Annotated in this window: 10 protein-coding genes; all 10 read right to left on the bottom strand. The window is 52.1% G+C overall.

Features of this window, described 5'->3' with window-relative positions; all coding sequences use genetic code 11:
- Window positions 1–7: 7 nt before the first annotated feature.
- The 10 genes from dpdD to dpdA all read right to left on the bottom strand — a co-directional run bounded on the left by dpdD (window position 8) and on the right by dpdA (window position 20203).
- Window positions 8–2179: a protein DpdD gene (gene dpdD / locus NA624_RS04450; protein WP_000332372.1), complete on the bottom strand. Its 2172-nt coding sequence runs from the start codon at window positions 2177–2179 to the stop codon at window positions 8–10.
- Window positions 2179–2724: a phospholipase D-like domain-containing protein DpdK gene (gene dpdK / locus NA624_RS04445; protein ID WP_000580209.1), complete on the bottom strand. Its 546-nt coding sequence runs from the start codon at window positions 2722–2724 to the stop codon at window positions 2179–2181. Before dpdK ends, dpdD begins: the two co-directional genes overlap by 1 nt.
- Window positions 2721–7238: a protein DpdJ gene (dpdJ, locus tag NA624_RS04440; RefSeq protein ID WP_000675922.1), complete on the bottom strand. Its 4518-nt coding sequence runs from the start codon at window positions 7236–7238 to the stop codon at window positions 2721–2723. Before dpdJ ends, dpdK begins: the two co-directional genes overlap by 4 nt.
- Window positions 7238–7972 (bottom strand): protein DpdI, encoded by a 735-nt coding sequence (gene dpdI, locus NA624_RS04435; protein ID WP_000209421.1) that lies wholly within the window; start codon window positions 7970–7972, stop codon window positions 7238–7240. Before dpdI ends, dpdJ begins: the two co-directional genes overlap by 1 nt.
- A complete protein-coding gene (dpdH, locus tag NA624_RS04430; protein ID WP_000568475.1) occupies window positions 7959–11105 on the bottom strand; it encodes a protein DpdH in 3147 nt (1048 codons plus the stop codon). The genes dpdI and dpdH overlap by 14 nt, the downstream gene beginning before the upstream one ends.
- Before the next feature lie 2 nt (window positions 11106–11107).
- Complete coding sequence (gene dpdG, locus NA624_RS04425) at window positions 11108–12007, bottom strand: protein DpdG (RefSeq protein ID WP_001018785.1); 900 nt, start codon at window positions 12005–12007, stop codon at window positions 11108–11110.
- Window positions 12007–14457: a protein DpdF gene (gene dpdF, locus NA624_RS04420; protein WP_000431482.1), complete on the bottom strand. Its 2451-nt coding sequence runs from the start codon at window positions 14455–14457 to the stop codon at window positions 12007–12009. Before dpdF ends, dpdG begins: the two co-directional genes overlap by 1 nt.
- Window positions 14458–14469: 12 nt before the next feature.
- Window positions 14470–17526: a protein DpdE gene (gene dpdE, locus NA624_RS04415; RefSeq protein ID WP_227003010.1), complete on the bottom strand. Its 3057-nt coding sequence runs from the start codon at window positions 17524–17526 to the stop codon at window positions 14470–14472.
- Between the two features lie 302 nt (window positions 17527–17828).
- Window positions 17829–18956, bottom strand: a complete 1128-nt coding sequence (dbpB, locus tag NA624_RS04410) for a DGQHR domain-containing protein DpdB (protein ID WP_001288809.1) — start codon at window positions 18954–18956, stop codon at window positions 17829–17831.
- Complete coding sequence (gene dpdA / locus NA624_RS04405; RefSeq protein ID WP_001542917.1) at window positions 18953–20203, bottom strand: tRNA-guanine transglycosylase DpdA; 1251 nt, start codon at window positions 20201–20203, stop codon at window positions 18953–18955. Before dpdA ends, dbpB begins: the two co-directional genes overlap by 4 nt.
- Window positions 20204–20227 lie beyond the last annotated feature (24 nt).

The raw sequence follows: 20227 nt of genomic DNA, 5'->3' as shown, positions 1-20227 counted from the left end.
TTTTTACTCAATCCAGCGCACTGACGAAGGCTGCGATCATACTCGATGCCCCTTTACCGGAGGGATAGATTATCTCTTTGCGATAATCAGTCACGGTATAGAACGCCTGATGCTTTGAGCTACCGCTGGCAAAGATAAAGTAGTCAGCTTTTTCCGCCAGATTTATCAGCGCCGGAGTAGCTACGTGATCGTGATTGAGTTCCACATTCAACCCAGGATATAACTTAAGTAGAGCCTCTTTTCCGCGTCTCGCCGCACCTTCCATCAGGCTGTAAATTGCCAACGTTTTACCGTCGAGATCGCGATGAAGCGAAGACGTTACGCCCGGCGTATTGTCCTCTTTCGGGAAAACGTGTCCGGCATGTTCACCGAGATAGAGTCTTTCCACCATGCGCGCGGAAAGTTGCATACTGACATCCAGACGCTCCCAGCGCTGCTTGAGCAACTCCTGCAACGTGACCCAGAAACCTAATCTGGCGGCGTCGTCAGCGGAGATTTTATCATAAAGAAGTTCAGCAATATCAAGCGAGTAGTCTAAGGTTCTTACCGACAGGTTTTCAGAGCACAGCATTGCTACCGATTCAATTGCGGACGCATATTCCTCGCGGGTGAAGGTACCAGAAAGGAATTTATCCAGAATCATCCCACCGAGACGCACATCTTCTTCTGAGCGAATATCCTCAACAGCCAGCAGCATAAGCCAGTCCGGCCACAAGGAGGCAGATACCTGAACGTCATATTCTTCCAGCCAGTTCAGAAAGGTTGGCAGTACGTCTCGTAAAACTTTACTCAACTGGGCGTTGGACTGCTGCTCTAGCAGCGCCTGCCACTGCGTTTCGCTGAAGGTTGATGGTGTCCAGTCCATGTAGTGAACAGTCGCCTGCTGGCGCAGTGATTCAAACCGTTCAGATTCCGTAGCCTGTTGTAAATCTTCAAGCCAACGACTCCAGCCATAGTCCTGCGGTTCGCAGCGATTTTTCAGCGCCTGCCACGTCTCCCATAGTTTGGGTATTTTTTCCAATGCCTGTCGTGTTGCTTCAGGCATCGCCGCCAGTTGCGCGTATATCTCACTTTCGCGCTCAGCGTCCGCCAGTAGGGCTTCGAGTAATAAATCGGTAGCATTTTCAAGGTTTATCAGCATGATAACAGGAGCCTGGATCAGCACCTGTTCTTCCGCTTCTACCGATGCTGGCAGCGAACTTGCACCTGTCGCCCACCCCTCGACCTGCTGTATCCAGTCAGTTTCTAACAGAGGCGTCGCCGTTTGCCATTCGTCGATCCCCAGCAGCGCGGCCCCCATGGTCCACAATTGCCAGTCAGGCCGGAAACTCGCCTGATGAGCAAAGCGGGGCTTATGCTTGTACAGTGGCAATAAGCCCAGTACCAGTCGCCTGGCGTCATCACGCCTGTCCAGTGGGAAATGCGCATCGCGGATGGCGTTAAGCATTAAATGGCCAGAGGATCGCAACAACAGGCGCTGGATACGCTCCGGCACACGACCGCGCAACAATACTTCCAGCCGAGGATGGTTGAGAATCTCGCCCCATCTTGCCGAAGCCGCCATCCCCTGTAGTTCAAGAAACAGGAGATTAAGAGAAGACAGTGCCTGATTACCGCGTAACTCTTCCAGATACTGTTCTGCAATCTTGCCGTCGCGCGCGTGGCATGCCGTGTAGAAATCCCTGAGAATCCGTCCGGTTTGCCGGCTTACTAGCGAATGTAAAATGGGTCGCTGACGATAAAGATCCATCACCAATTGCAGCATGGCGTATACCCGCTTCATTCGCGCTATCTGCCACTCTTTTACCTGCTGAGGTGAGCCGTACGGCACCGGTAAGAAATCGAAGGCCAGTATTCCGTCCGGGGATTTCTCCAGCAGCAACTGTTCCCCGTCATCGTCAGATTGAAAGATCGATTTAATGTCGGGAGTAGTGTCAGCGGAACCCAGCGCCGCGGTTAGAATACGTCGTAATTCTTCAAGGCTTTTTGCATTCTCTGCCAGGGCATAAAACACCGTTTTTCTCTTTCGCGTTGAAGGAACGATGCAGGGCATCCGTAACGCTGCGGCCTGTTGAATCAGCGTGTTCATTTGTGGGATGCCGTATCCCCCCACCATCGCCTTGTCATAATCCAGATATTTATCTTTAGCGTAATAATTTTTCAGCCAGTCTGCACACATCAGAACGCTTCCTGTGATCCAATAAAAAGATACTGACGTTCAAATTCGGTTATCGCTTCACCGATCATATGCGAATCGCAGTTCAGTTCGACAAACTCTTCATTTCGATTAACGCCGCTGCGGGTAAAATTCATTGAGCCCTTGAGGAACACATTTTGCGTCAGAAAACCTTTTATATGCAGATGATTACGCCATTCCAGACGAAAGTTTGCAAAGTTGCTCAGACGTTTTTCCAGCGCTTTTACAAAAATACGGTTCATCGGTTCGTCGCGGGTCACCAGCGAAAGCGGCGCACCGTTATTCACCGCACAGGCCAACAGCTCAATAAAATCTACCTCCCTGCCTCCCCACGCGGGATCAATGCTGTCCCAGTTGCCTGAACGATTGTCCAACAGTGAGAAGTTACTCACCCACGGCGACACTAGCCAGATTGGCTCTGGCTGCATAATCAGTGCGATAAGTTGGGCGCTGAGTACTTCCCGCAATTGCCGTTGCCCTGAGGCACCGTGTAAAAAAATCTGGCGCTGTTTTGCACGTCCGATCATTGCATCGCCTCCGGCAGCTCAATACGTAAAATGAGTACATCCTGTTCGCGACGAACTTCACCAAGACGTGGATATAGCAGCAGTCCTAAATGATCGACGGGTTCAATTTGCACGGTGTTAATGACCTGATGTAATTGATTTCGCTGCGCGCGCGTGAGTTGTAGCTCAGCTCGACCGGCTTTACACAACGCCATATGCAGTTGCCCAAGCCAGTCAGCCTCATCAAGGGAGATCTTTTCGATCTGCTCACTAAATAGCGCGCCGGCAAGCAGGCGCTCAGTCGTAATTTTACGCGAGCAAAATATATTGTAAAAACCGAGTTCTGCCTGCCGGACCGTGTAACCACGCGGCCAGAGCAGGTTTTGGTTCCGGCACTGCGCGTTAAACACTAAGGATGCATCGGTTTTGACGCCAAGCGCATTCACCGCCAGTGCGTGCGCCATGGTATTCATACTGAACTCAATACCCATTCTTGTTTCAAGAGACGACCAGTCCGACAGTAGCTGATAAAGCTGGGCGTCTGTGTCATCGCCGCTACCCGCCCGCAGGATCCGCGAGTACAGCACCGTTGTAAAGCTGTGGGAAAGGCGCAAACCGCGCTGTGAAAGCAGCAAATGAAGATTCTTGTTCGCCTCCCGCCGGGCGTCCATGTTACTGGCTTCACGAACGGCAGAGATCGCCATACGAAGCGCGTAATCTGTTTGCAGCATCTGCAACACGGTGCGCAGATCGTAATCGATCTGCTCGTAGTCGCTGGCTGAAAGATTTCGCACAAGCACATTGAGGAAGGATACAGGGTCTTCAGCCCACTTCTTCTGTAAACGGATCAAAATCCCGCTTCCGCCTGACTCCATCTCGCAGAGCCAGATTTCCAGCCATTCTGCTCCCGTGCGGAGATCGCTCATCCAGCAGGAGTCTGTCACGACCGCCCGCTCATCAACATCCGGAAGTAGCGTACTCAGCGTTTGCTGCACACCCGCAGCCAAGGTGTCCGCTAATACCTGCCGCGCCCATTCGACAAAGCCGCCGATCTCAGCCAAGGGTTTCCAGAGTGCCTGTGCGCAGTTCAACAGCAGTTGCTGTATATCCGGTCTTTCAAGGAGTTTATGGAGGCCGATCTGTAGCGCTTGGTCAGTGCCAGCCTCATTTTCGGTATCCGGCTGGAACAGGCTGGCCGGGATATCAGCCAGCCTTTTCATCCCTTTTTCGGAAGCCATTTCTCGCAGCGCCGACTCAACCGAGGTGTGAGCGCCGCTTGCCAACGTCTCCGCAAGCTGAGCCATAAAACATTCAATAGCCCAGTCCGCGTTAAAGCTATCAAATTCAAATTCAGATGACTGCCTTACAAGATGTTGAAAATAAACGGGGCGCATGCCTCGCTGGATTTCTGCCTGATGCAGCAGGCCCATCACGTCATCACACGAGAGGTTAAAACGCAAACGCATTGCATCCACCCATTGACGACTTCCTACGCCAACCTGTTCCTCTCCATTCATCCAAGTGAAATCAACGTGAGCCCGTTCCTTATTTTTGAACCGGAGCGACGCCTGCGATCCGGTAGAAAAGCGAACCAGTTCCAGCGGCGTCATATGCTGGTGGTTGTAAAACGTGATATCGTGCAGAGTTTGCTTCCAGGGTCCCTTTGGCACCTCGTCGGGCGTCGCAACCGCAGGGTTAATGACGTGGAGTACCCACTGCAGTTGCGCATTACTTTTATCATTTATACGACGAATATCAGCCCGGGTGGTCATGACCTTTGACGGTTTAACAACCTTGATCGTTTTTCCCTGATACTCGACTTCACACTCTTTTTGCCAGCTATCGCCGAACGCATCGCTTATCTGGAAATCAACATATTGCCGCCCTTCTCCTGCCACCGGCTCGTAGGTTTGTGGAACCAGCCAATCCGTACTTTTGTTCGATTTAATGGCGTAGCGTTTAGACAGACGCCCTGGCGCAAACTCACGCATCCCCTGCCAGAACGAGAGGGTTTCCCACTGTTCTTCGTCATCACGTCCACGCTTCAGGCGAATGTCCAGTTCCGGCAAATTCAACTCGCTGAACAGATTTTGCGGGATATATTCCGGAGCGGGTGAATTGCTCCGATGTTGTTCGCTCTCGTCATTCGGTTGACTCGGTCGCAGACCGGCCCACTCCACGCCGTTAACCGACCAGCGCGTTCTGAGGTTACGCAGTAGGGAGGGGAGAAACTCAAACATAATTGAGCGCGGCGAGCTCCAAAGGATATTTTGCACCGCACCGTCAGATAATTGCAGAGCGTCCTGAAGGTAGCGCGTCAACTCGTTTAGCCGTCTTCCACCGCTCAGTACCTCTTCAATCAGTCGGATAAGCGGGGCATACATTCGATCATATTTCAGCTGATTATGCTCAGCTTTTTTCAGCATGCCCCACAGATCTTTGAATTTACCAACTTTGCTGATCCAGTCGAGGGCCGCCATTGCGGCCTGCATTTTCTGCACGTGCTGGTTACCCAACGGCAGGCCCTGACGTTTGATCTCCGGGCTCATCAGCCCTTCATAACGCTGGAACTCGACACGATCGCGGCCAAACTCGGAGAGCACCACCAGCATCCAGGGGCGCATGCCTCTTGGACGACCGGCACGTCCTTTACGCTGCAAATAGGAGGCGACATCGTTCGGCGCCTTATGCTGAAGAACGGCACCAACCAACGGATCGTTATATCCCACCTCGAGAGAAGAAGTGGCGACCACGACATCTGCTGATGCATCAACACCGGCATCCTGACTCGACGTTCGGGAAATGACTTTGTTTTCCGCGAGGTCGTGGCCAATATCCATAGCCGCCTTCCAGTTCTGCCCCAGTTCAGTTTTCGACCGCTCAGATGCCATTTTATCAAAAGGACTACGTAACACGGCCAACGGTGAATGATCAATGCGCGACTGTCCTGGCCCCGTCTCCCAGCCTTCGGCATCGCTTAGGTCGTGGTACAATCGGTTGTTACCGTCGAGGGTATCAGTGAAGATGAACGTTTTCTTCCCCCAGGTACCTTGTGACTTGTTCGCTTTGCTATCCAGCATGCGCGCCATTAGCATACTAGCCTGGATGGTGGTGGAGAGTAATGCCGTTTCAGAGACAGGATCGCCTCGCAGTGCCAGCAGGTATTCAGCCCCCTCTTCGATCATCTCTTCCGCGTAGGGCTGGATCAGGGCTACCTCCTCTTCAGGAGCACCCACCAGCCTGGCAAAGAAGTGCTGCGCGTCAGCAAGCGTTGCCGATAGTCCAACAAAATGCGGCAAACAATCGGTACGCTGCATCCAACGCCGCAGCAGCAGCGCGGTTTGTGCGCCGGTGGTTCCGCTGTATGTATGGACCTCGTCGAGCAGAACCAACGTTGGCCCATAGCCTTCACCGACACCAAACAGATGGTTGCTCCAAGTGGAGTTCATCTGGAGGTTCAGCATTTCCGTCGTAGTAAACAGAATGTCCGGGGCGTCGCCGCGATGTTGCTGCGCATTACGGGTGATCATGATTTCACTCTGATCCAGCTGATGCTGGCATTGCGTACAGGTAAGCACCTCACGCTCGTCAAAGATGTCTTCACGACGCCAAATGAGCGCCCCTCCGCAAGTCTGCTTAGGATACTGCGGGTGGGGCTGCTGGCATTTCATTAGGCCGAACGGTAGACCAATCTTCCCCTTAACGTCTTTCTTCGACCATTCCGCCTTCACCGGTGTATCGCCAAAAAAGGCACCGATACGAATCTTGCGTCCGGCGGCCATCAGCATAAATTCGTCAAGCTTGCGGCACTGTGAAAACGTTTCGGCAAACTGATCCTTGAGCAGTTCTTTTCGCGGGTAGATGGCGAGAATGCGCACCTTGCGCTCAGGGTTGTTACAAATCTCTTCGGCAAGGCGGGTTAGCGCAGGCAGGTAAAACGACAACGTTTTACCGCTACCGGTGCCAGCACAGACGATTGTCCCGCTGGCCGTATTGCTTTTCACCTGATGTTCCAGCCAGCACTGCATAATGCGTTCGGTCGCGCGAACCTGAAAACCCGCCAGCAAGAAGGGCTTATCTGACGCCAGGGCCTGGCGCATAATGTCACAGGAGCGATCGCTTAAGTTCAGCTGTTTTTTCCAGCCGGTAATCAGCGTTGCCGGTTCGTAAACGCGATCGGGATAGCTGCGCGGTCGACGAATAAAGCGATAGTCCGATACCAGCGTTTTGCTCTGTTCCAGCTTTTGCTCATGCATCCACTGGCGTAGGTTGCGCATGAGATGGACCGTTTCCCCCATTCGGGTTCGCCAGACAGGCGTGCCACTGATGTGCGGCACCTGAATCAACATGGCGGCGTCTAGCATCTCATCCAGAACCTTTTCAGCATCTTCTTCAGGTAACACCCGTCCGATAGTGCTTAACAGCTCATCCAGATTAAAAAAACCGCCCGTGTCGCCCCATACCAGGAGCGCATTTTCTTGTTCTTCCAGCGCATCCAGCACGCGTTGCAAAAGCGAAAGCTCGATTCCCTTCATTAAATCATTCTCTTACGTGTCACGTTAAACGCTGGCAGCATACCTTTTTCTTCCAGCCAGGCAATCACGCACGGCGTCAGCAGCGTAAGCGAGGCATGATTATGTCTGTCCAACGCCTCAAAAAAGCGCAGAACATCGTCTGGTGCATCCGGGTCCATTGAACGTTTAAGCGCGACCATCTCATCACTATACTTCTGCAGGTTTTTTACCACCGACAGGCTGTCTGGTCCGCTTAACTTCTGCCGATTAAAGTTATCGCGCGCTTTGCGATAATCGTCATACACCAACACGTTCCCCAGCGTGCGCTGTTGTTCCAGAAAGACGGAATCCAGCATTGCGCGTGCTTCAAGATCGGCAACAAACGCTTTCCAGGTTGCATCCACCTTATCATCAACACTTTCCTGTACACTCTTCAGAACCCGCACCGTTTCCCAAAAAACGCTCTGCTCGGTTTTATCGCCACTTTCTTTGAAGCGTGCCGTCAACGCATCCAACTGCGTTTTGGCACCGCCGAAAAGCGCCGCCTCTTGCGAAAAATCGATAGTGGAATGTGGTTCCGGTAGCATGCCGATCACCTCAAATTTCTTTTGGGCTTTTTGCAGCGGTTCGGCAACATCCAGCAAGCCGTCACGTATGGTGCGGTACCGATCGTAGACCTCTTCCAGCGACTGAACCTGCTGTTTTATCTGATACTGCTCCCGCAGTTGCGTAAATTGGGTCTTAAGCGTTGTCATACTGTTCCCCTGCAACGGACTGCATGGCGTCGAGGACCTGATGAAGTTCCTGCAACGTGCTTTCAATCTGCGTGCGAAATTCGCTGATCTGATGCCCACCGTGTGAATGGTTGTAGGCGGTAATATTCGCCAGTACACGTTTGTGTACCTGCTGCCAGCTTTGCATTGTCATCATGAGCCGGTTAATTAAAACACCGTCCAGTTCGCAAAGTAGTTGCCATTGACGCAGCGGATCTTCAGATTGATTAATGCCTCGCAATTTGAGGATCGTCATCCAGATCCCCCCCTCCGTTAGCGCATTCAGTGAATCCGTCAGCGTGCTGCTGTCCGGGGATATATCCGCAGGATAATCGCCGCTGTCCCCAAGAGATTTAACTAACGTAGCCAAACCGGTGACGAGTTCGGAAAAATCATCCGCATTTTCACAATCGGCAAACAGAGCAGCGGTATCCAGTATGGGGCGGATTTCACTGAGCGACTTTTTCACCACGGCGGCATGTGTATTTTTTGAGCGTTTCTTCAATGCCTTTTGTATCGCACTTAGCAGGAGATCGCCTTCCAGCGCATGATCGTTTAGCGCCACAAGGCTGAGCCATGCGTCTTGGGCATCATCCCACTTCGCTAATGCCTCTGCCCGCAGTTCAGTGATTGCCTTCGTGATCCCGGAACGAAACTGCACAGAAAGCGTTTTGCTGTTTTGCAGCAGTCGAGCAAGCACCTCTTTCGAACCATCCGCCGTTTTAATGGCGCCCAGCGCGTCGGCCAGCGCAATCTGCTCGCTGAGCAGCAGCGGCAGATCGTTGCGCTTATGCTTAACGAGTTCCGTCAGCGCATAGTTAACCCAGCGATCGCAGAAGCTCTGAATAATCAGGTAATCCGTTTTGCCATCTGCGTAGCTCCAGTCCTCGGTTTTAGATAAGGAGTTTTCTCTGTAGTAGCCAAACCGTGCTAACGCCATCGCGGCATCCGTTAGTTGCACCGAGCGCTTATCGTATTCGGCCTGAGGAATAAATTTCACCACATGCACGCCACGGTTGCCCTGTGCGTTAGGTAACTCAACGGCGACAAAGTTGGATTTACCTAACCAAAGTGTTGGCCGATAGGTACTGCCAGCCCATTCCGCCACGACGCGCTTATCAAAGAAGAAGGCCAGGGAGCTTTTGATATAACGCGCGGGATCGATCTCAAGCGTCGCACCTTTCAGCATCCAGTCACCCACCGCCGCATCCAGCGCTCGGATAGCCAAAGTATCTTTATCTTCTATCACTTTCGGTTTAACTGTTGTGGGTTCTGGCTTAACAGTTTTTTTAACCTGCGGCTCAACTTTGGTCACCCGCGTAGGCACCACCGGCTGCATATGGACCGGAGCACTTTTTGTGTTTTCCAACACCTGCGCCAGATCGTCCAGACCGAAACTGCGGGCAACATCAGGCGGCAGAGTGCTTGCCAGAGTGCCATCGGAATCGGCGGGATAACCCCACAGCGCGACCACGGATTCAGCACGCTCGGTGTCGGCGAAGCCCTGACGGAACAGCCAGCTTCGAAGCCCTGCTGGCGCCGCAACATCGCCAAGATGCGGCGGCGGAAAACGTCCCTCATCGGCATCACGGCGACAGTGCTGCAGTACACGCAACAGAATCTGGTTGATGATCTGACGTGGGTTGAATTTTAATTCGTTGCGATCGTCACGGCAGAATGTCTCTGCCAACGCATGGATAGCATTTGTGTTGAAGGGAAACAGCGAAAAGCCTTGCTCGCTGCGACCAAACACTTCAGCCATTTCGTCGCCGTTTGCGCTGGCTTCCCAGTCAGGTGGCCAGTGTGATTTATCAGCAGATTGCTCCCAACGCTGGCGTAAGGCTTCCCCCCCAAAGCGGGCCGCGTTGATGTATCGACCACAAAAATCGACAATACGCAGTCGCGTCTCTTCGCGCCCGCTCCCTACCTCTTCGATCACCCATTCACCCTTCGCGCGATCCAGCATCCCCTGACGACGGCGGGCATACCCCTGATAACCGTCAGTAACAGCAATAGCTGAACACACCGGGCATAGCACTTCTTTCCCGTCGCGGATCCCTTCCCTTTCAAGGCTGTCGATCAGTACATCCTCGATCGCGGTGATGAGCGACATATCCTCTACCAGCACCATCAGCGTCATCTGCTTTTCATGTAGCGCCTGACGGATCTGGGTAAACAGGTCAGAGAAACTGCGGCCACGGAAGTTGAAGAGCTGGTTAAACAGCGCCTGCGTCGCTTTAACCAGCACCAGGTTGAGAATCTCCGAAGCATCTTTGCGCCCGTCCTCATGCGTATTCAGGCGGCTTTTCTGAATATACTGACGCGCAGGCAGACTGAGATCGTTAATATTAAAGCTGAAATCAAGATCTTTGGCCTGGAGTTGCTGTTCCCCCTCGTCAAGATCGCTGCTGGTTGCACCGTTGGTCAGACGGTTGGCAAGGCGATAGAGACAATGCTCTTCTTTCAGCAAAAACTGCTTGAAGTAAGCATCGTTAATCAGCGTTGGCAATGCATTATCTTCAGCGTGGACGTGGATTTTCTGTAGCCGGGTCGCCTGTGGTTTGATAGCTATTAACTGCTCAGGCGTACTACCCGCCATCTGTTTTTTCAGCGCTTCCATATCCTGCTTGTTACGTTCATGCAGGTTACGCAGCTCTTGCCCCATCAGCATCAGCAGCCATTCAGCGATCTCGCGAGGCGTACGTTTTTCCGACACCTTATTGATGTCTTCCCGCGCTTCGTCAAAGATCTCGCCCTCCAAGCCCGCCAGCATAGAGGTGAGAACCTCACGCAAGCTGGCACTTTTTGGAATACGGACAATATGCCACTTCTTGTCTTTGTACTCCTTACGCAGTCGAAGTTTCGCATCCAGCCAGCGGATGATGTGTGATTTACCCACTCCGGCTTTGCCCACAATCGGAATTGGGCGCGGCGTTTCCAGAAAGTGCTTGAGCAAATCTTCTTCTTTCGCATGTCCGAGGTTGTTGCCGTCTTTATCGAGACGCAGCAAATTCACCGGTTGATGCACTGCCAGTAAGGTGTACTCCGCCAGCTCTTCCGCCTCGGTGCGAATACATTCATTGATATTTTGCAGGGAAGGCCAGTAATCGATCATTCTCATTTTCTTGCCCCCCCTGGGCTCACGGTACTGATACGGCGTAGACTGCCATCCGGAGCTTGCAGGACCATGGCGTCAAGGTCATCGGAACGAGTGGTGAAAACCAACTGCATTGTCAGTTCAAGCCGGAGCAGCGCCTGGCTCAACGCGGCGCTGATCATATGTTTCTCCAGCGGTTGCCAGTTGTCAGCGGAGATCATCGGTTCAACCTGCTGGCGGTAGGCCCCTCCATCCAGCATTGGCAGAAGCTCTGCCAGTTGGCTGAGGAATGTCTGAATTGGCATCGCGGCGGTAAGCGACAGGTTATCCAAAACCCCTTCAATGGCGCGGGTCGGGTCCATCACCCAGCCATCCAGATAAGGTTCTGTAAAACCGAGGAAATATGAGTAATCGAGGAATGGCTCTGCTTCGTTAGAGACGTTGAGGTTACGTCGCCCCTCACCGGCTAATTTATTGTTAATCATCGGGCCAACGGCCAACGGCACCGCCTCTTTTGTCAGCGGCGTGCTTCCGCGGATCGTATATTTGTCCTGCGCCAGCATGGAGGTAACGCACATCAGCAAGGGCTGGCCGCGCGTTCCGGTCAGCAGCGGCGTCGTTTTCTCACTGTCAATTAGCGTACGCAAAACCCGTGCGGGCAGATTACGTTCGCTGGAAAGTGGCGACTGTTGACTGAGGCCAGCGCTCTCATTTTTCCATAACCCTTCTTTTGCCCAGAAAGAGACTTCGGCAGGCAGGCGTTTTCTCGCCCCATCGCTGACGGGCAGCATCTCCGGGCGCAGTAATTCAATCAAATCTGCCATCGGGATGGCCTCTCCGAGTCGCCGATTCAGCACCCGATCGATCATGCAGAGCAGACGGATCTGGCTTCCTGCGGCAGCGTTGTTGGTAATTGCCACTAGCTGATATTCCTCTGAAATTGTTCTAATGCCACGGCACCGGTATCAACATCCCACCAGCGACGCCCGCGGTAGCCCGGTTCTTGTAAACGTTCCGGTGCAACAATAATGCGATTGATGCTGGCGAAGATATCCAGTTCAGGCATCGTTTCGCCGGGCAACACTAGTACCAGTTCATCCCAGCAGGTGTTTTCTTCATCAACGGCAAGTGAACACCAGAAAGGCAAACCTGCGGGCAGAACCTCACCAAGCCGGGCGAGCACGCTCTGGCTGGCGCGGATAGCCTGAATCTGGCGATTGGCCAGCAGTCGGGCAATCCAGTCACTCCACTGACGCAGCAGTAATCGGTTCGTCAGCGTAGTAGAATAATAAACGCGTTGCTCATTTCCCATGACGTTCCGCATCGTCTCGCCCGTCACGTGTGCTATACGACCGAGCGTCGGAGTAAAGGGAGGATACCCTTTACTCCGACAGGCCGGACACCCGCCACAGGATATTTCCGGCACAAAGCCATCGAGGGTATAAAATTGCGCTAACGTCTGGCACAACGATATTGTGGGGTCATTGAGCCACCCTTCTAACGCGCTAAATCCCTGTTTTCGCATCGCCAGTTCATGCGAACGGTGGGCCTGAATCTCCTTCTGCCACTGCGCTTCATCCATATGGCCGTCACGGAGAACAGAAATCTGAATATGGTTGAAATAATGGTCAAACCACGCATGGACCCTGGACTCATCACGCTCGTCCGGGGCGATTGCGCTAAGATCCGGCGGTGGATAGGTGATATCAATAAAACCGGCGCGCTGCATTAACAGTAAGGTACGCAGATTCCAGTCCAGATTGCTCTGCGAATCCATGCGAATGTCGGCATGCTTCGCGCATAGCGGGACGGTGAACTGACCCGGTTGATGCTGCTCGCGCAACTGGTGCATCTTGGCCCAGCGCAAATATCCTTTGCTGGCCCCGATCAGTTTGGTTCGGTTAATGTTGCGTGCGATCTGTAGTTGTTTGTGATGGAAAATAATATGAGCGACCGATGCTTTACCATCACGACCGCCACGACCGCTCTCCTGGTAAAGACGATCAAAATTTTCAGGCACTGCGACATGCAGAACGGAACGGACATTATTTTTATCCATCCCCACGCCAAATGCCGACGTCGCCACCATGATATCCAGCCCATCGTTACGCCAAGCGTGGATAAGACCTTCACGTTCCTGCATTGGCGTTGCACCATGGAATAATCCACATCGCCGATAACCACGCTCACGTAGATACTGGTACCAGAATTTGGCCTGTTCCACTTCGGTAGTGTAGAGGATCATTGGCGCCGGCAAGCGAGCAATGGCGTTTTCCACCTGCGTAAGGTAATCCTCGTGGCTGACAGCTTCGCTGACATACCACACGGGTTCCGGACGCAGAAAACTGCCGTTCACTTCAATCACTGATGCCTGTCGTTTACCGGCAAAGAGCGCTTTGAGCGTATTCAGGGTGCTTTGACTAAACGTGGCAGAAAGCAGAACGACTTTGACACCGTCTGAAGAGGTAGCCTTCAACGTTCGCACCAGGGGTGCCAGTAGCTGAAACTCGGGACGGAATTCCGCCCCCCATTGATCGATAAGGTGAGCTTCATCTACTATCACGGCGCCCAGTAGTCCGCGCTCCGCAAGCGAGAACAGCTGTAACAAGAGCCCGCCTGTCGCTGCTTCCGGAGAGCAAAATAACGCTCGCTGCTCGCCGGATGCCAGCCGCAACTTCATCATATTCCGTTCTTCAATCGACTGGCCGCTATGCCAGACGTAGCTGCCACCGTGATCCTGCCCGGCCTGTTGCATCACCTCTTGCGCCCGCAGAGCCTGTTCAATTGCCAGCGCTACGGTTGGCACAATCACCAGCGTCAGGAGCCTGCGCGGTGAAGTCAGCATCTGGGAGTGAATCACAAAGGTTTTGCCGGCTCCGGTGGGCAGATTCACCAGCAGCGTTTTATCTCTGTCGCTGGTCAACACCGTGCGTACCGCCTGCTGTTGCCCTGCAGATGTGTAGTGCGTATAACGCGGATCGTTGAGTACAGAGGGCAAAAGGACATCCAGCGGTGGGGTTTCCAGAAAACGGCGCTGCTCGCCTTTCCAGACCGGTAAGAGGGAGGGATCAATCTCTTCCGCTTCGCACGTCAGAAACAGTTCACCTGGGTAGTCACGATCCCGTCTCAAACCAAAATGCTGGAGCATTACGCCTTCGGTAAGGTGTCGGTACGGCAGCCTTAACGGCATCAGCCCAAATGCCCGTGCGCATTGCAGTGCATCATAAAATGCGTGCAGGCGGTCGCATTCTCCCGCCTGTACATCATCCAGACAGTAAAGCAGGCGGTTAAAAAACTGACCACTCAGCCCATCGCGTTCGCTATGTTCTCCATTCAGAACCGCGCGAAGTTGTTGCCATTGATTTTCCATGGTTGCTTCCGATTACAGCATGTCGCGGGTACACAGAATAATCGCCTTCATTGCAAGCAATTGATGGCGGACGGGACGATCGCCATAGTGAGCATCCACGTTTCTCCGGGCCTGCTCCGCGGCAGCAAGTACGGTCTCTTTCCAGTTATGCGGCTCAAACCAATCTGGCATTCGCATCCAGGCCTCTTCCCGAAGATTAATATCCTGGAACAAGCTATTACCATCTTCATCGTAAGGTTTATCCAGCAGGGAAACAACGACCTGCGGATCCGCCTCTTTTCCACCGTCATCCAGCCAGAAATTATGAACCTCCGGGCTGAAGCACTCATCACCACGACGCTGCGCGGCTAGCTGGTTTTCACCTTCAACCTGCGCTTCACTCAGCCACTGGAAATGGAACCAGGTGCGCGGTTGCTTCAGCGCAACCGCTGGGGAGAGAACCCGAAGCAGCGCCATACTTGCTCCTCGCGGATCGCTCTGCATCAGTTGCCATACGGTTTCGGCAAAAGGCTGTCCATAGCGCAAGGGGTAAACGTGTTTGTGGTTACCGGCTTTCGTTCGAGACAAGCTCATCAACGCTGTGGAAGGGGGGTATCCTTCTGAAAAATCCAGACCAAGCAGGCAGTTATCAATAAACGTTCCTACGTCCACCAGCGTTTGCCGTTGATATTCGCCACGCTCGAAGCGCAGACGAAATCCTCCTTCAGAATATTGCTCTCGCTTAAACCCTAATGCCTTGCGCATCCAGGTCAGCATATCTTTTGCCTGCGCTTCAGCCTCATCTTCAGATTCGGCCAGTTGCTCAGAAAACTCGCGTGCAGCGATGACCTCCTGCTCCATGGATAACAAGTTTTCCTGAGCCAGAACGCGCTTACGTTCCTGGGCGATGAAGCCGTTTTCTCCCGAAAGGCGCTGTTGCGCCTCATGGAAGACGGTAAGCCCCTGCCCGACGTAATCACGCCATACCATCTCTAATTGTTCAGACAGAACAAATTGCAGGCTGGCGACGCTTCGATGAAACAATCCCGTGCCTTCGTCCAGTAGTTTCACCCAGTCAGCACGTAGCCCATCACGCTCCGGCAGTAAAATCAGGCTTTTCACAGGCTTAACGCCGCGTAGATTTCCAGAATAGCGGTTAAAGCGCCCCAATCGCTGTTCAAAACGGTTAAAGTCGCGGCTCAGACTATAATGGACCGCAAGACGATTTTTTCCGTGCAGATTCAGTCCGTCTTCACCGCGCCTGTCACAGATCAGTACCTGCCAACTGTCATCCGGAAGTTCGCTCTGCTTACGCAAGTCCGGCGAATGACGAACCACCGCCCAGGGGGCCTGAATTTGCAGTTTGGTAGATAGGAAGGCGGCTTCAGAGCTTTCACCGCAAAAGATGACCGCTTTGCCATCAGGACATTTTTCAAACCAACCGGTCAGCGCCTTCATTAGCACCGCATCTTTGGCTTTCTGCTCTTGCTGGGACGTTTCAATAATCTGCTCAAGAAAATTGGACTCTTCTTCGCTGGCAGTCCCGTTTGCCAGTGCATTTTTAGCCAGGCGGGACATCACCAGCGGGTTGAGAAATAGCGCATCTACCCATTTATCAAGCGTCGTGGCATCTAGATGTTGGTGTTGCACGGGATTGCGTAAGGCTGCGGCACGCCAGGCATCAAAGGTTTCATCCAGCGTGAGCTCGGTCGAGGCGACGGGCCAGACACATTTTTCCAGGCCGGCCAGCCCAGGAAAGAGATATTCCAACGCGGGATCTTCACGCCGGTTACGTAGCAAGCGATGAAAAAGACGGTAGCGCTCGCCGATCCACTGGCGTAATACCAGAATGGCCGCTGTTCGCTCTTCGCTTTCATCAGGAGCAAAAAAGTCGACCAGAGGACTCAGCACATCAATCCGCGCCTGCAGTTGCTCATCATCAGCAAAAAGCTGACGTAACTCTTCGATAACCTCTTCCAGTACCCCATTTGGCGTTTCAGGGGTCAAGGAACTGTAAATTCCCCCCAGACGCTCGCGCTCTGCCACGCGGCGCATAAATTTTTCGATTCCCACAGCATTAAGTTGCCACGCCTGTGGATTTATGCAGTGCAGCATTGCCAGGAAGTGACGTTCGTTACCGTGCATCGGCGTGCCAGATAGGAGCAACACAATGCGGGCCTGATGGCACAACGCAGTCATTGCGGCATACTGTGCCTGTTCGTCTTCATCATTGACCCATGCCTGTCGGGCTAATTGATGGGCCTCGTCGATTACCATCATTGTGGGCTTCCAGCCGATCAGTTCTGGCTGGCAAAGTTCTTCCGGAGAGCACATGCGGATCTGGTTGTTTCGCCCTCCGCTCATTACTTCCTGTAGAGCAAAGCGATCGACCAGTTCCTGCGTCCATTGTCCTTGCAATACCTGCGGCACCACCACTAGTACGCGGGCTTCACGTTTACATTCCAGAATATGCTCGCGGATGACCAGTCCCGCTTCGATGGTTTTGCCCAATCCGACTTCGTCTGCCAGCAGATATTTAGGGTTCTGGTCCTGAAGAATGCGGCGAACAACCGCTATTTGATGAGGTTCAATCTCTACACGACTGCTGATTAACGACGACATTGACCGACAGGCAGCACGCTGTTTGATCCACGCACTGACAAATTTTTCCCGCAGGGGGTAGAAATAGGGGGCATCATTTGAGCGTGCCGCCAGAAAATGAGCGGGGTTCATTGCCTGCCCTTGCCCATAGTTGGGGTAGTACATCTCCGCCAAATCAACGACCGCGTGGTCGCCCGAACGGATAATCAGCAAATGCTTATTGTCCGGTCGTGGCCCGCCATATCGGCCCCTGCACCAGATACCGCTATCTGGTGAGCGGAAGTAAATGGTGCTCTCCTCATATAGAGGAGCAACCGCCAGTGTGTGAATGTCCACCTCCTGACGGTTAACCTCCACCTCTAAAGGAGAGTAGAACCAAGCTATCTCCGCACGCTCAGTAGAGAGAATGCTCACAATTTTAGCAATACCGTCAAATAATGACGATGTTACTAGGTCACCTTCGGAAAACGCGCCAGTATGTGTAGTCATTATGATTTTTAAACTATCAGGAAGTGAAAGTAATTCGCAAAAAATGAATCAATCTAGAATGAATATACGGCGTATAGACCAATGAAGCAAATCTGCAGGAGGGAGAGGTCGGGCCACTACGTAAATTGGTAGGTGATCTTGATCACATAACTTAGAGATTTAAATCAATCTGTTAATACCATCAAATTAAAGCAAATCAAACAAACCTTAATTACCTATCTCTTAGTACCATCATGAAATAATTTCATTAAAAAAATAAAGCCTCTACTTAACAATATGAGGCTTTAGATTTAACTTAATAATTAAATATCAGCATTAGCTGTTTTAATATAATTGGTTACCAAATAATCTGTAACCAACGATATATCTTTCGATAAATTCTGAACTTCATTCCACTTACGGACGATAGGCTGACCATCAATATCTGTGCCTAAATTCCACACACCACTGCTCCATGCGCAAAGCGGTTTGATACGATGTAACTCTTCGACAAAACGGGTATAGGAAGGGATCTCGGTCCAGCCAGGCTCACCTTTGTAATCCTGATGCACCTGGTCAATTTCATCCATAAGACTACCGAGAGCAAGAATTCCAACACCATGTAACAATCGGGAGTTGCGAGGCTTCTTATCCCAGTCATCAGTGAACACTGTTTCCACAGCTGACCAGAAGTTATTCAGCAACTTCACCATCTTCGCTTCGTCGCCCAAACCAGTCGCCGGATCGCGGAAGCGATACAACGCCCCCTCACGTAAGCTCGAGTCGATCATTTTTATCATCGAGTTATCAGCAATCACCCCATCCGGATTGGTCGCCGTTTTAATACGCCCAGCCAATGGCCCCTCACCAAAGTTAAGACGTTGTGTCAGAAGTGAAGGGAATTTTCGCAGTTGCAGATCGGAAGGCAAGCGGCCATGCGTATGCGGGGCCAGTTCGTACAATAGCGTTTTTGGCAGCGGTTTGGTGGAATTCACCAGCATAAACTGTTCGCGTTGCTCTTCTGCATCATTAGCGATAAACGCAGAGACCGGCATCATAAAAGAGTTGATGTCCGCTTCTCGTAACGCAGCGGTACGTTGCTGACCATCAACAATAAACCCCGGTTTCTCGAAGTTAGCGTCTTCAGAATACGGAATAACGAGATGCCCCATATCACTGTTTTCCATCAACGGTTCAAAACGAACACGCTGGTCAAAAGCAATAATGACTGGATTGGGAATCATTGGATTGGAGCTTTCAATGTAGCGCTGGATTTCCTTAATATGGCTACGTACTTCCGGACGCTGATACCCAACCAGGTTTTCATCTCCACGTCGAATACGTGAAATGGCGGCAATTTTATTAATTTGTTTGCCTTCAATAGCCAGACTAAAAAGTTGTCTCTTCTCACCCTGCCGGATACGCAAAGCGGGGACACGGAACTCACTCATGATTTATCCTCTGAGCGTAATGACAATGTGTACTGCAAGCGATTGTACAGTACCTGAATATTGTGGAAACCACGGCGGCGATTGCGCTCGGCGCCACGGAAAATAATCACGTTAATACCAATGGATCTGCAGATATTGCACTCGCACTTCCGCCAGGGCCGATCGCCCAAAGTACGTTCGTAATCGGCTCGGATTTTCTCTGCCTCTTTCTCTCCTGAGTGCAGACGCTCATAGGCCAACACGGCTTCCAGTGTTTTCTCCAGAGATAAAGCGTTGTTATCGTACTCAAACAGCGCATGCATAGCATCTTTCTCAAGATGACGAGCCACATCCTGGTCGATCACTCCAGATTTTATCTTACGGCTGAGGCTTGGGTTAGCATCGAACTGTGGCACGCGCACAGCTGTATAGGCGCGACCTTCTGGCGTGTGGTAATTGTTTTTGCGATCTTTAAACGCCTGCTGAAGCGGTGTGGTAGAGTCAATACTGGTAACGCCAAGACGAATAAAATCCGCAAAGCTCTCCGGACGTGCAATACCGAGCAGATGAACTTGGGTGTCGCTTTTGAGAAGCGGTTTAATCTCTTCCAGAGTTTCAAGGATCTGCGCCGTTTTCAACGGTACCATACCCCCCATGGTGATATTCTTATATCCCATCGCCAACAGTGCTTCTACTGACTGTCGGTAAGACTTCTTGTTCCAACCATGTGCTACGCCAAACGGCGTGAAACAACTCTTTTGCGATTTCACTAAAAAATCCTGCGCAAGAGTTAGGGTAATATCCTGACGACGGCGACACTCTGCCAGCACCTCGCCAGAGAACGATTCCCCCGGTTTTTCGTAGCCAAAAATAATATGGTCGAGCGAAACCCCATAGTTGAAACGGGATGTTTCATAGAACTCAATAACTTCTTCAACGCGATACGGCGGGACATCCTGATTTACATAAGTAAACGCGCCACAGTCACCCATCGTCTGCATATTATCAGGCAGACGAAAGAAATGTTTCATTCCATTACGGAAGTAGCGTAAACGCTGTGCTCGGGTGTATTTACTTTCCCCACCGCCCAGACCGTCAACCACTGCTTTTGATACCAGCATACCATCGTAAGGATGTGGGAAGACCTCATGTGGATAGTGGTCGTCACGCTGACGAACGCGATGCTCGTTGCGCGTTTCGCGAACGAAGTCGAAACTGGGATCGATAAAATCCTGACTATCGGGAAAAAAGTATTTTAGCTTCGACAACCCTGTTCTCCTGTGACGCCTCTG

This window comes from Salmonella sp. NW38 (assembly GCF_051807745.1).
Lineage (GTDB): Bacteria > Pseudomonadota > Gammaproteobacteria > Enterobacterales > Enterobacteriaceae > Salmonella > Salmonella enterica.
Note: the sequence above shows the minus strand (reverse complement) of the source record. Positions and strands in the feature narration are given on the sequence as shown.

What these genes read in the sequence shown, in the direction of transcription:
- dpdD (WP_000332372.1), bottom strand. Translation starts at nt 2,179, where the DNA reads ATGTGTGCAGACTGGCTGAAAAATTATTACGCTAAAGATAAATATCTG.
- dpdK (WP_000580209.1), bottom strand. Translation starts at nt 2,724, where the DNA reads ATGATCGGACGTGCAAAACAGCGCCAGATTTTTTTACACGGTGCCTCA.
- dpdJ (WP_000675922.1), bottom strand. Translation starts at nt 7,238, where the DNA reads ATGAAGGGAATCGAGCTTTCGCTTTTGCAACGCGTGCTGGATGCGCTG.
- dpdI (WP_000209421.1), bottom strand. Translation starts at nt 7,972, where the DNA reads ATGACAACGCTTAAGACCCAATTTACGCAACTGCGGGAGCAGTATCAG.
- dpdH (WP_000568475.1), bottom strand. Translation starts at nt 11,105, where the DNA reads ATGATCGATTACTGGCCTTCCCTGCAAAATATCAATGAATGTATTCGC.
- dpdF (WP_000431482.1), bottom strand. Translation starts at nt 14,457, where the DNA reads ATGGAAAATCAATGGCAACAACTTCGCGCGGTTCTGAATGGAGAACAT.
- dpdE (WP_227003010.1), bottom strand. Translation starts at nt 17,526, where the DNA reads ATGACTACACATACTGGCGCGTTTTCCGAAGGTGACCTAGTAACATCG.
- dbpB (WP_001288809.1), bottom strand. Translation starts at nt 18,956, where the DNA reads ATGAGTGAGTTCCGTGTCCCCGCTTTGCGTATCCGGCAGGGTGAGAAG.